The sequence below is a fragment of the Bacillota bacterium genome, assembly GCA_013178415.1.
Classification (GTDB): domain Bacteria; phylum Bacillota; class SHA-98; order Ch115; family Ch115; genus Ch115.
In genome coordinates this window covers 80,145-93,040 of record JABLXA010000006.1, presented here as the reverse complement: position 1 = coordinate 93,040, position 12,896 = coordinate 80,145, and the positions used below count along the sequence as shown (strand labels likewise).

Genomic DNA, 12,896 nt, shown 5'->3' with positions numbered 1-12,896 from the left:
ACTGGATGGCCGAAAGCATTTCCGAAGCCGGAATTTCAGTAAAGCCTGCCTGGATATTCGCCACTCCCGGTTTCGGGCTATGCCCGACCCTCTCCTATCCCGTAAAACTCCCTCATCTTCTGCTGGAAGATATCCAGATCGCGCTGGAGAGCCTCGTTGATGGCGGGAAGACGACTAAGTAGGTCAGCTACTCTTCTAGAGGAAAGGGTAAAGCCGTATAGATTCCGAAAAATGTGCCTGAAACCTCGATATTCGTTGAGCTCTCGTGCGGTTTCAGTTGAGAGGACCTGGGGGCGTACCCCCGGGATCGCAAGCGTCATTTGTTCAAGTAATTCTCTATGCCACTGCTCCCCGGTGGGAATGCTTTTATCAATCCTGCTGGCTACAGTCCTTAGTATGTTTTCTATGGCCGTGTAATAGTCATGAAGAATTGAACCGATTATTCTGATAGCTGCCGCATCTTCCAGGGAGAATCCTCCTATTGCGCGAGCAGTGATAGTTGGGTATAAACCATAATCTCGAAGCTCTTTTTCCAATGCGAGGAGGTTCTCTTTCTCCTTATTGATCCTGCCTTCAACGACAAGGTATTCCTCGAGCATCATAAGAGCATCCCGCCTTTCAGCGCAGCCTCGCGGAGGGATGGCGCGGCGTCTTCGTAGAGCGCTATGCTTACATTAAAAGGCGAAGCCAGGTCCTCAGCTTCTGTATACATCTTCCAATAAGAACCCTGAAAACCTTCCACCAGGATGTCGATGTCGGATCCTTCTCTAAATCCGCCGCAAGCCAGTGATCCATACAGGAAGACTCTTTCGGCGCCATAGCGGTTCTTCAGCAGAGAAGCAATAGCTTGTGCCTTCTGAAATGCCTTACTGATGAGCTCCTCTGTTCTTTCCTGACGCTTTCTTCTGATAACACTATTTAATCTACGGAATTCTTTCGACGTGATGTCCCCACCCATTGCGAAACCCCCGCGGACCTTAATTGCCTCCGGATCCAGGAATCCCGGGAAACCTGCCCTCCCTCCTGGTGATTTCATTATACTGGAAAAAATCTATTAGAGCAAGGGTTGGCGGACACTTTCAAGCTGGGCCTGGTGCCGCTATGTTACTCTCGCATCGAACTGGTGCTCGCGCCGGATTGCCAGGGTCCGCATTCATCAAAAACGAACGTGGAATTCCCATACAATTTGGGAGAGATTCTACGGTGTTCCATCAATCTGCAGGAATTCCATCGCATTCCACTGGCTGAAAATCGCAAGCAGGAATTCGGCCATCTTTGTCGAAAGAATAAAATCTGTGTAAGGAATGTAATAGATATGTTAGTAAAGAGTCAAAGAACTGGAATAGCTTAGTGAGGCTATACTGATTGATCGCTTATAAACTGGGGAATTCGCTCTACCTGAACATCACGAATCGGTGCACAAATAGCTGTGATTTTTGTATCAGAAAGACTGCTGATGGGGTCGGCGGGTATGATCTGTGGCTTGATCGGGAGCCTACAGCTGATGAAGTTATTGAGGCTGTCGGGGACCCAACCAGGTATGACGAGATAGTGTTCTGCGGATATGGGGAGCCCATGATCCGCCTCGATGTGATAAAGGAGGTCTCTCGCAGGCTTAAGGAGCGAGGGGCAAAGATACGGATCAATACCAATGGCCAGGCCAATCTGATTTTCGGGAGAAATGTCGTCCCTGAGCTCAAGGGGCTTATTGACACTATGTCCATAAGTCTTAATGCCGAGAATTCGGAGAAATACGCCAGGCTATGTAATCCTTCATTGGGCGAGGAAGCCTATAATGCCATGCTGGAGTTCGCCAGTCAGTCGATGAAGTATATCCCTCGGGTGGTTCTCACAGTTGTGGATGTCCCTGAGGTCGATGTAAAAGCATGTGAAGCCATAGCCAAGTCCATTGGGGCGGAGTTTAGGGTCAGGCATTATTCGCCTAAGATCGCTTGACACCTCCGAGATCCTGGTCCGTGACTTCAGGCATGAATATGCAGGATCGGCTCGGTGCATGCCATAAGCATATGCATAAAAAGGAATGATTGGCAGAATACTGTTGATAGGCCAAGATCATTGTTTTTTGGCAGAGGTTATTGAGGCCAGGAAAAGATCGCGGCCAGAGATTATCGTCTTTTGACCCGAGAAGACGATGATCAACGGATGGATATTCTGACTATAATGTAGTAACCCGATGCAGCATTCAATCACCCATGGAATCCTGAATTCGGACGTGCCATTGACGGAAGAAGACGTGTGACAGAAACCTATTCAGGAGGTTGATGTGATGGGAAGTAAGCCCCCAGTAGCGCGATGGTTCGGGTGGAAGGCCTGGGGCAGATGGGCGACATTCCCCAATGTGAAAGTCCGGCGAGGAGGATTGTTTTTCGCAATCCTTACTCTCGTCCTTGTTGTGATTGCAACAGCAGGGTTCATATGGTTCCGCAAGGATGTCACAATAGAAGTCGACGGGACCGCCATTGAAAGGACAACGATAGGAGCAACTGTAGGGGATGTGCTGAAAGAGGCTCGGGTGAGTCTTTCCCCTGGAGATGAAGTTAGCCCATCTCAGGATCAAAGGCTGAAGGACGGCATGAAGATCGTCATAGAACGTGCCGTTCCGGTGATTTTGACAGTTGGCGGGGCAAAACGTGATCTAAGGACCACAGCGAAGACGGTAAGGGCCGTCCTTTCAAAGGAGGGCATTTCACTTGGTCCTATGGATCAGATAAGCCCGGCACTAGATTCTGTTGTGGCGCCTGGGATGAAGATAGATATAACAAGGGTGTCCCAGAAAGTCGTCACCAGAAGAGTGGTAGTGCCCTTCAGGACGGAAAAGCGCCCTGACTCACACCTGGATAAGGGAAGGACAAGGGTGTTGAGCAAGGGAGTCGACGGGTTGCGGGAAGAGTCGGTTAAGGTAACCTACGAGAATGGAAAAAAGATAAAAGAGGAGATCGTATCCGCGAAGGTCATAGTCCCGCCTGTTCATGAGGTAATTGCCTACGGGACCAGGAATCCCCTCAGAACTCTGGTGACCTCACGTGGAACGTATAGATACCGCGATTCGTACTACATGATTGCGACGGCCTTTGAGCCGGGGCCCAGGAGTTGCGGCAAGTATGCGGACGGGTATACTGCCATAGGAGTTAAGGCGCAGCGTGGCGTGGTGGCGGTGGATCCTGATATAATTCCTCTCAAGACGCGACTTTATGTGGAAGGATATGGTCCGGCCCTTGCGGCAGATGTGGGCGCGGCGATCAAAGGATATAAAATAGACTTATTCTTCCCGACCGTTGAGGAATGTCTGAGGTTTGGCAGGCGGCGAGTCAAAGTTTATGTTCTTGAGCCCGATTAAGGCCGGTTAGGAGTAGTCAATATATGGAGAAACTGCGCTCTCAGGTCAAAAGCGAAAATCAGTTTAGTGAGCCCCCGCGTGAAATCCCGGGGGCTCAATTTATGAGACCAGTCCGCCCCAAAAAGCGGTTTGGGCAACATTTTCTGAAGGACAGTCGATATATTCGCCTTATTGTAGAGGCCGCCGAGTTGTCATCAGACGATGTGGTCCTAGAGATAGGACCGGGGACCGGAGTTTTGACGCGGGAACTGGCGGGGAAGGCCGGAAAGGTGATAGCCGTTGAAGTAGACCGAGACCTGGCAGCCCTCCTTCAAAAACATTTCGCTGCATTTCCCAACGTTGAGGTGATTTGCGCGGACATTCTGGCAATTAACTTGACAGAACTCCTCGGATTTGTTATAAAAGGGGGGAGAAAGGGCAAAGTCGTGGCTAATCTGCCGTATTACATCACCACTCCCGTCATATCAATGCTGCTCGATCATAGGGAATTATTTGAGAGACTGGTGGTGATGGTTCAAAGGGAAGTGGCAGATAGGATGATTGCCCGGCCCCATACCAAGGATTATGGGGCATTTTCGGTAAAGATCCAGTTTCATTCCGAAGCGCAGGTCGTGACCCGTGTCCCGCGCGGGGCATTTGACCCGGCGCCGAAAGTAGATTCAGCAGTAGTTTGCCTGAGACTGCGGGAGCGTCCCGCAGTCTCAGTGATTAATGAGGAGTTGTTCTTTAAGATAGTGCGCGCGGGGTTCGGAAAGCGCAGGAAAATGCTTCGGAACGCCTTGCTTGGCAGCGATTTAGGATTCGATCCTGATTTGCTGGATGAAGCGTTCAGGAGAACCGGAATCCTGCCTTCGAGGAGGGCTGAGAGCCTGAGTCTCGGGGAATTTGCACTATTGGCCGATGTTCTGGCCGGATTGTCGATGGTCTGAATTTCATATTGGTTCCATTGCCGAGAGCGAGGCAGATATGGATGATGGAGGAAGCGTCGGGTAGGGTATTATCATGGAGAATAGGATAAAGGTGATAGCAATTGACGTTCATAAGTCCTACCAAAGGGCGTCTCAGTTTCAATGAGACGTTTAAGGACATAATTAAATATATCGAGGAGATGCCTAACGACCGGTACAAACTCATCATCGGCACGGATTCGCAATTGAGGGATGAGACGTGCTTTGTCACGGCAATCATTGTCCACAGAGTAGGGAAGGGCGCTAGGTACTATTATTCCAAGGAAATTGAGCGAATCGGCAGGAATCTCAGGCAGCGAATTTTCTACGAGACGGCTAAGAGTTTGGGTGTCGCCAGCAGGTTGGCCGAGCGACTTGCGGAGAACGGACATTCCGATCTAAATGTCGAGATCCACCTGGATGTTGGCGAAAATGGGGAGACGAGGGACCTTATTCGCGAAATCGTCGGCATGGTAACGGGCACCGGCTTCTCCGCAAGAATAAAGCCTGAATCATATGGCGCGTCAAAGGTGGCAGATAAGCATACGAAATAACCGGGATCCAGACGTTTGAAACCCGCCCTAGCGCTAGGGGCTAGCGGGGGGTGCATCGCGCGTCGCCATAGGTTCGTGATCTCGAGATAGCGCGAGCATAAAGGTGAGATCTCGGTAAAGGGCACTGATCCTGCCGAGGGGCAGGAACAAGTGCCTTTTTTGCTCCATAGAATGGTTATCAGGAGAGCGCATTGACTAGGACCCTAGGGGGGTCCTTGTTCTCCTGAGGGGAATTGATCTATGGAGAAGATATCAGTGGGTGACACTGTTAGTCGGATATCTTATGGCGCTGACCTTCTCTTCACTGTGGTAAGAATCTTTACTAGTGAAAAGAAAAAGGCGATGGCGCACCTCAAAGGGTTGAATGTCAGGCTGTTTGCTGACGCGCCGTTATCGGACCTGGTCAAAGTTGACCCAAAACAGGTAGAGAAAGTCAAGCTCGATTTAATAAAGCAGTCGAAGGAATCGGCGCGCAAGATATTTCTAAGGCGCATAACCGAGGAGAAAGCTTTTCGTTATCGAGCTGGCGCTGAGCCACCGCCCGGGCACGATTTTTTTGAACTCCCGGGGAAGGTGCTTCATATAGACGGGGACAAGGATTATCTAAAGGACTGCCTTGAATACTACCGTCAACTCAATGTGCCTGTGATCGGGGAATACGTTCCTGAGGACCAGCAGCCAGCCCGGATCACATCGCTACTTCAGACTCACTTGCCCGAGATTCTTGTGCTGACAGGACACGATGGGCTTCTGACGCGGAAGGCCTCTGAACGTGCGGGTATCGACAGTTATCGCACCTCTCGTTATTTTGTGGAAGCCGTTGTAAAGGCTCGGAGATTTCAGCCCGACAAAGATGCCCTTGTGATCATTGCAGGGGCTTGCCAGTCTCATTATGAAGCCCTTATCGCAGCGGGAGCCAATTTCGCAAGTTCTCCTGAGAGGGTGTTCATCCATGCCTATGATCCTATTCTCGTAGCTGAAAAGGTCTCCTACACCCCGATTGACAGCATAGTGCATGTTTACGAGGCCATAGAGGGCACCATCACAGGCATTAAAGGAATTGGCGGCATTGAAACGAGAGGCAAATTCAGGCTAGGGCTCCCCAAGACCCCGAGGGAATGATAGGAAGATCAAGCACGATGGGGTTGGGGGTGACGAGACTGGAGAGATGGCAAGGCTGAGATCGGTGAGGTTTAACAGATTTTTTATATGACCTACGATATAATTCATTGTTAAGCGCGCAAGATGCTTGCAATTTGGCGGATTTGGCAAAAATAGATGTTGACATCGCCTTGCGAATAGGGGTATACTATCTAATTCTATTGACTTATTGGTGGATTTGTGCTACAATTTTTTTAGTATGGCCCCGCGTAGAAGGATGGTCTCCTACTTCTGCGCCGCAAGGAAGGTGGATTAATTGGCGGGCAACGACGTCATCAATGAGATAAAGAGGAATGTCGACACTTTCATCGGTAAGAAGGTCAGACTCAAGGCGAATCAGGGGCGAAAAAAGATAGTGGAGCTCGAGGGAGTCCTAGAGAGCACTTATCCTAAGGTATTTGTCATCAGATTAAATGAAAAGCCCGGCATTACGAAGCGTGTATCATACACCTACGCTGACCTCCTTACGGAATCAGTCGAGCTCTCTGTGTGGCAGAAGGATCACGAAGAAAGGATAGGCTGCGTCGGCCTTTGAGCTCGCTTCATTTTCCGACGCATTCAAGGCACAGATCCCCCCTCCGGGAGGGATACCTGTGCCTTGTTCATTTTCTGAGAGATTGTCCTATATCTTCATTTTTCGGATCCGCAGGATAAATGGCTGTATGATTCCAAGAAAGATGGCGATGGCTGCTATGGGATCGAATTCCACGCTGAGCACCTTTGCCTGTTGGGGGACGTTCAGTTTAAGGAAGTTCACCAGCGCAATAAGGGCAAGATAGATTCCGCCAGATACCCCTACGAACTCAACGATAGCTTCTGAAATTGGGGATGGCCTTGCCTCGGGCTCCTGCGGAGCCGACTCCGCCCATCTCTCCCGCTTCTGCCTGCCTCTTTCCCATATGGATACAACCACCAGCCCCAGGATGATGATTATGGTAGCTATCAGCATAATCATCCCTCCATCTTTGTTTTCCCAAGCTGCTTTCTCTTATCGAATGTGTATTCGCATATCTATCAATTGATGCTGGGACTAATTGTGGCCTAAGGGTGCATGGACATAGCTGTCTCCGAGGGTAACCGTTTGCCTTCCCCGGCGCACAGCCTGACTTTCCTGAGAATATCATAGATCAGCGGCGATCAGTCGCATGAAAGAGGCCCATATCGCCAGGGCTGGAGCAATGCCATCGGATAATGGAAATATCCCTGGGCGGCCGGGCCTACCTTATAGATACGCGTGTGACGCCTCTTCTATGAACAGGATGCATGGAAAGGGGTGAGTTCAATGGATGAAATCCAGCAAGCGCTGGCGGCTAATAAGGATCGGCTTCTTAAGATTGAGAATGTGGTGGGAGTAGGAAGAGGATTGAAAAGGGTAAAAGGGCAGAGAACGAAGGAAGAGGCCATAGTTGTGATGGTGAGACGCAAGATGACAAGGGATAAGCTCCATCCGACCAATGTCGTGCCAGAGGCCATAGATGGGGTAAGGACCGATGTGCTGGAAGTTGGAGACATAAAATTCCTTGGCCGGCAGAGCCGCATGCGGCCTGCTCAGCCGGGGATAAGTATCGGGCATTATCGTGTGACGGCCGGGACCTTTGGGGCGCTCGTGAAGGACAAGAAGACCGGCAAGCCATTGATACTATCCAATAATCATGTCCTTGCAAACTCTACGACCGGCAATGATGGCAGGGCAAAGATCGGCGATCCTATTCTTCAGCCAGGTCCCTACGATGGAGGCAAACTTGAGCGTGATCAGATAGCGACCCTGGAAAGACTTGTTCCCATATACACAAGTGAGGATGTGCCTACCTGTGAGATAGCCTCTCTCTTTCAAAAGATACTAGAGTATCGGATACAGCAAATCAGGCCAAATTACCGGATTCTTCTTCTGCGTCAAACGGGCAGGGCTAACCTTGTTGACGCAGCTTTGGCAAAGCCAATATCAGACGATGTAGTTGTCCCAGAAATTATGGAAATAGGCAATATCCGAGGGGTGGGGGAGGCCCAGGTGGATATGTATGTGAAGAAAAGCGGCAGAACCACGGGGGTCAACTCGTCGCAAATCGAGGCGTTAGATGCCACGATTCAGGTGGGGTATGGCAATAGCCACGTTGCCATGTTCGAAGACCAGGTCGTATGCGGCCCGATAGCTCAAGGAGGCGATAGTGGGTCCGCGATACTAGACAAGGACAATAACATCATAGGTCTCCTCTTTGCGGGCTCAGACAAAGTGACGGTGTTTAACAGGATTCAGAACGTGATGAAACTACTAGATATAACAATTTGAGGAATTTGGAGGCTCCCCCGGCGGCATTGGTCCGAGAGGCCGCCGCATGGGCGTGGGTGGTATCGGCCCAGCGGCATTGATCCGAGGCCGGTAGACCCGGGGTCGGGATACTCCGATCGGCGGCATTGATCCGAGGCCTTATAGCCTGAGGGCCGAGGATCACTGAGCAGCCTCTCAGCAAGGCTGCGTCCGCCGAGAGGAGTATCCATACCCCGGTCATGCTGCGTCCGACGGGAGGAGTATCCATTCCCCCCTGCCTCTCACTGCCTAAAATTCCACATAATCCAGCCAAAGTCAGCAGCTGCCCGTGTTTCCTTCAATCCTCCATTGATGAAGGCGGGCCTATATCATAGCATGGAGATAGTAGTCCCGCTCGAAAGGAACCATTCCCCGAAATCACCTACATGAGCATCCGCGGATTTAGGATAAATCAAGCGTACGAAGGGGGTCTTTCAATGAGATCGCATCGTTCTTTTGCCTTTTTCCTCATTACCGGCATCATGATACTCATTGCTTCATTTCTTTTATCATATGCCTCTGCTCAAACTCTTTATGGACAAGCTGCGTATTCGAGCGACGGGACTGATTTCGGTGGAGTCTACAGGGGCAGCAGCCAGGAGTTGTCTAGGGCATACTACTATGTCGGCTCCTCAAGCGGGAGCAAGGTCACTTATTATTTCAACCTGAGGCCAGGCACGTGGTACAGCGGCAGCGGGACTTACTACGCCCATTACTATGTAAATGGTAACGGCAGCTATGTTTATATTTATCGTCCACCATACCAGGGGACGCAGCCGCAACCACAGCCCCAACCGCAACCTCAGCCAGCGCCCGGGACCCAACCTGCCGGCCAGCTGACTCGGGATGAGGCCACTATGTTGAGTCTGATAAACCAGGAGAGGGCTAAGGCAGGATTGAGCCCGTTGACTGCTGATATGCGGCTTGTAGAGCTTGCGCGCAAGAAGAGTCTGGATATGATCCAAAACAATTACTTCGGCCATGTCTCGCCCACATATGGCAGTCCTTTTGACATGCTGAAGGCAGCAGGGATTTCCTATCGGGCTGCCGGGGAAAACATAGCTGGGGCCCCGACTGTAGCAAGGGCCCATGCGCTGCTAATGGCGAGTCAGGGGCATAGGGCCAATATCCTGAGTTCTTCGTATAATCGTGTTGGAATCGGGATCGTAGATGGCGGACCCTATGGGAAGATGTTTACTCAGCTCTTCATAGGCACCTGGTGAAAACCGGGCGCCTTGTGAAGGGACTCCGGATCCGGTATTTGTGGAGAAGCTCGATCCGGCATTCGGGGAGAAGCCCTTATTTTCAGCAATTGTAGGTGCTACGTCTTGTCCCGCGAAGAAATCGGCGAGTCCGCAGAATAGCGCCTCGGCGATTTTTTCGCGGTACGAGGACGTCAACAGCAGTTGCTTTTCCTCTGGATTCGAAAGGAACCCCACTTCCACGATGACAGTGGGGACCTTGGAGTTTCTGAGGATATAGAAATCCCCAGGCTGGACCCCCTGGCCTCTCGAAGATTGAGCTTCCATAAGCCTTCGCTGTATACACCAGGCCAGGCGTTTTCCTTCCAGGGATGAAGGGCTATGGAATGTGGACGGGCCTCTTGCCGATTGGCTGGGGCTCTTGTTCACATGAATGCAAACCATGGCGTCCGCGTTGCTCCTGTTTGCGATGTGCACCCTGGCTGCGAGATCCCGGCGATGTCTTGTGCTTTCCTGAGGGTATATCTCTTCCAGCGCCCAATCCCCATGGCGAGTCTGTATCGGTATGGCCTTGGCCTTTCCAAGTAAAGTGAAAAGATGCCTTGCAATATCTAATACTATATCTTTTTCAGTCACCCCCTGCCTGTCATGGGCCCCGGGGTCAATCCCTCCGTGGCCGGGGTCGACGACGATGACCTTGCCTACCAGCGCGGCGGCATTTGGCGCAAGAACAAAGATAGCTGTTTGAAGGAGCCAGGTTGAAAGCAATATGAAGAGGGCGATGGAGATCAAGATCCCTGGCTTAAGACCTCTCTTTATGACCTTTGCATATAATGTTAGTGTAGAGGCCGGTTTTGCCAGTTTGCTAGGGAATGAAATGAGGACAATTCGTCTCGAACGGGGGAGTTTTCTATTCAGCATAGCATTCCCTCCTGAATGTAAGTTTATTATCCTTCTCCTGGTCTGAGAATCGGATTTATGATGGGGGAACAGACATGGGAATTGTTATAATCGGGCCTGTGTTTGATGCCACCGGATATGCCGAGGTTGTGCGGAATATCGCCTTCGGACTCGACAGGATGGGGATCGAGGTGAGGCTAGAACCTCGGAGTCTTAGCTTGGTAACGCCGGTATTCAAAGCCTCTGTGGAGTCTTCTTTGCGTCGGATGGCAGGCAACAAGTCAGTGGTTCCCAAGATCGCCCTTCACATCTTCCTCGCAGGTTTTTTTCAACCGATTCCCGGGTTGTATAACATCGGTTTCAGTATGATTGAAGTAGACCGCTTGCCCAGCCAATGGGTGGAGCGATGTAATCTGATGAACGAAGTCTGGGTGCCATCTTCTTTCAATCTCGAAGCCTTTTCAGCCAGCGGGGTCCATCGAGGAATTCTCAAGGTAATGCCTCTTGGTATTGATGTTGGTGCCTACTGCCCGCATGGCCTTTCCTTGGAAGTTAAGGGACTCAGGGGGTTTGTATTCCTTTCTGTCTTTGAATGGATACTCAGGAAAGGTTATGACCTGCTTCTCAGGGCGTTTTGCGAGGAATTCGGGCCGAATGAGGACGTGACGCTCCTCCTGCGTGTTCACGACAATTCCAAGTATGATCCACATGGCAGAAAGATCCGCGAAAACATCAGAGCTATATGCCATTTACATGGGCGCGATGATAGACAAATCATAGTTCTCTCTTCCATATTGCCTGCAGATTTGATGCCAGCTCTTTATAGAACGGCAGATTGCTTTGTCTTGCCCACAAGAGGCGAAGGCTGGAACATGCCTGCGATGGAAGCCATGGCCTGCGGATTGCCGGTGATCTCAACGAAATGGTCAGGCCAGATGGAATTCATGCAGCATGCTCCATGCTACCTGATAGACATCGAGGGTCTCGAGCCTGTTCCAATGCAGGGGATACCCAACGACTCCGTATACGCGGGAGCCAATTGGGCTCGCCCAAGCGTTCCTCATTTGCGCAGGCTCATGAGACATGTCTTTGAAAACAGGGAAGAGGCGCGCGAGATCGGCCGCAGAGCGTCTGATTTTGTCAGGAGTCATTATTCGTGGGACATATCAGTAGGGAGGATCTGTAATAGGCTCAAGGAAGTGGATCCGCATGGGATGGGATGACGCCATGAGACTGATAATGGTTGTGCCAACACTGGGAAAGCGATGCGGGATCTCTGATTATTCCATGATGCTAGCAAAAGCGCTTCAAGATAGATATTCCAAGAGGGATTCCGGAGATAGCGCCCCCCTTGACATTTCATTGGTGGTTTTTGATCCAACCAGTAGTCTGTGGAAAGGCCTGAAGGGGTCGGATACCGTGGTTCATTTTCAGTATCAATATGTGCTTTATAGCCTAGAAAAACTTCATGAGATTTTGAAAACGCTCAGAACAGCCGGAATCGCGCCGGTCGTCACGATGCATGAATTCAGTGCCGAATACCGCGACCACAATAGATTCGTTTTGACTGAGTTTCACAAAGTCGTCACATTCTCTCCCCTCATGAGGGATTTATTGCTGCGCGTCCATCCTCCCGGCCAATATCCATGTGCAAATTCTCTCATCCGTCGCCGAAGCCCCCTGGTTGAAGTCATACAGATGCCATGCGATGATCAGGGATTGCGAGACGGCCTGGGGGCAGATGGTCCCGGCTCCATGTTCCACAAGGCACATGAGGACCTGGGATTGAGGGCGCGCAGAAATCTGGGACTGAAGGCGCGACAGGGCCTGGGACTGAACCTGGGGCTGGATGTGCGTGAGAGCCATGGGCCAACCTCTGAACCATGCATTGCAGCATTCGGATTTATGCTCCCACACAAGGGTTTCATCAATCTCATACGCGCGATCTCGATTTTACGGGAAAAGGTTCCGGGGATTCACTGTTTCATCCTTGCCCCTGAAGCACCATATATAAGCTCGCGGAACTACAGGATCCGGGTAGAGGAGGAGATCCGGAGATTGCGGGCGGAATCATATGTACATTTATCTTGTGATTATCTTCCCAGACGACGGGTTATAGAGCATCTAGCTGCAATGGATTTGGTCATTCTCCCGTATGAAGACAGGGGTATGCTAGGGGTTTCATCAGCGGCGAGGCTGGCGTTGTCTGCCCTGCGTCCCTTGATAGTCACGGACACTCCCTTTTTCCACGATCTTGGCCATGAAGTCATAAAGATTCCCTCATCACAACCCGCAGTCATTGCAGAAGCAGTAAACCGCGTCATCAATGATAAACAGGCAATGGATCAGTATGTAGAGCGAATAGCCAGGTTTGTCCGATGTAACAGCTGGGCATCTGCGGCAGATAAGCATCTTGATTTGTATCTCGGCGGACTGGAACGGCCACCGGAAACTCCAGAGATCCATTGA

Annotated in this window: 13 protein-coding genes; 10 read left to right on the top strand and 3 right to left on the bottom strand. The window is 50.9% G+C overall.

Going from position 1 to position 12,896, the window contains the following annotated elements:
• Positions 1-77: 77 nt before the first annotated feature.
• On the bottom strand, positions 78-602 hold the full coding sequence (locus tag HPY52_07070) for a hypothetical protein (GenBank protein ID NPV80026.1): 525 nt from the start codon (positions 600-602) through the stop codon (positions 78-80).
• Positions 599-958: a nucleotidyltransferase domain-containing protein gene (locus HPY52_07065; GenBank protein NPV80025.1), complete on the bottom strand. Its 360-nt coding sequence runs from the start codon at positions 956-958 to the stop codon at positions 599-601. The genes HPY52_07070 and HPY52_07065 overlap by 4 nt, the downstream gene beginning before the upstream one ends.
• Positions 959-1,365: 407 nt before the next feature.
• Here HPY52_07065 and HPY52_07060 point away from each other — a divergent pair, with 407 nt between their 5' ends.
• The 6 genes from HPY52_07060 (at position 1,366) to HPY52_07035 (ending at position 6,555) form a co-directional block, all read left to right on the top strand.
• Positions 1,366-1,956 carry a radical SAM protein gene (locus HPY52_07060; GenBank protein NPV80024.1) on the top strand — a complete coding sequence of 197 codons (591 nt, stop codon included), beginning with the start codon at positions 1,366-1,368 and terminating at the stop codon, positions 1,954-1,956.
• A gap of 331 nt (positions 1,957-2,287) precedes the next feature.
• Complete coding sequence (locus HPY52_07055; protein NPV80023.1) at positions 2,288-3,358, top strand: DUF348 domain-containing protein; 1,071 nt, start codon at positions 2,288-2,290, stop codon at positions 3,356-3,358.
• Positions 3,359-3,459: 101 nt separating this feature from the next.
• Positions 3,460-4,287 carry a 16S rRNA (adenine(1518)-N(6)/adenine(1519)-N(6))-dimethyltransferase RsmA gene (gene rsmA, locus HPY52_07050; GenBank protein ID NPV80022.1) on the top strand — a complete coding sequence of 276 codons (828 nt, stop codon included), beginning with the start codon at positions 3,460-3,462 and terminating at the stop codon, positions 4,285-4,287.
• 101 nt (positions 4,288-4,388) lie between these two features.
• Entirely contained in the window at positions 4,389-4,859 is a 471-nt protein-coding gene (locus HPY52_07045; GenBank protein ID NPV80021.1) for a hypothetical protein, read from the top strand.
• Between the two features lie 240 nt (positions 4,860-5,099).
• Complete coding sequence (yabG, locus tag HPY52_07040; protein NPV80020.1) at positions 5,100-5,981, top strand: sporulation peptidase YabG; 882 nt, start codon at positions 5,100-5,102, stop codon at positions 5,979-5,981.
• A gap of 295 nt (positions 5,982-6,276) precedes the next feature.
• Positions 6,277-6,555 carry a Veg protein gene (locus HPY52_07035; protein ID NPV80019.1) on the top strand — a complete coding sequence of 93 codons (279 nt, stop codon included), beginning with the start codon at positions 6,277-6,279 and terminating at the stop codon, positions 6,553-6,555.
• A gap of 87 nt (positions 6,556-6,642) precedes the next feature.
• On the opposite strand, the gene HPY52_07030 is transcribed toward HPY52_07035, so the two are convergent.
• Complete coding sequence (locus tag HPY52_07030; protein ID NPV80018.1) at positions 6,643-6,969, bottom strand: hypothetical protein; 327 nt, start codon at positions 6,967-6,969, stop codon at positions 6,643-6,645.
• A gap of 333 nt (positions 6,970-7,302) precedes the next feature.
• Here HPY52_07030 and HPY52_07025 point away from each other — a divergent pair, with 333 nt between their 5' ends.
• From HPY52_07025 to HPY52_07010, 4 genes are all read left to right on the top strand, one after another.
• Positions 7,303-8,307 carry a hypothetical protein gene (locus tag HPY52_07025; GenBank protein NPV80017.1) on the top strand — a complete coding sequence of 335 codons (1,005 nt, stop codon included), beginning with the start codon at positions 7,303-7,305 and terminating at the stop codon, positions 8,305-8,307.
• Between the two features lie 455 nt (positions 8,308-8,762).
• Positions 8,763-9,548, top strand: coding sequence for a serine protease (locus HPY52_07020; GenBank protein NPV80016.1), 786 nt, complete (start codon positions 8,763-8,765; stop codon positions 9,546-9,548).
• 974 nt (positions 9,549-10,522) lie between these two features.
• The gene (locus HPY52_07015) at positions 10,523-11,650 is read left to right on the top strand and encodes a glycosyltransferase (protein NPV80015.1); all 1,128 of its coding nucleotides are present in this window, start codon (positions 10,523-10,525) and stop codon (positions 11,648-11,650) included.
• A 4-nt stretch (positions 11,651-11,654) separates the two neighbouring features.
• Complete coding sequence (locus tag HPY52_07010) at positions 11,655-12,896, top strand: hypothetical protein (GenBank protein NPV80014.1); 1,242 nt, start codon at positions 11,655-11,657, stop codon at positions 12,894-12,896.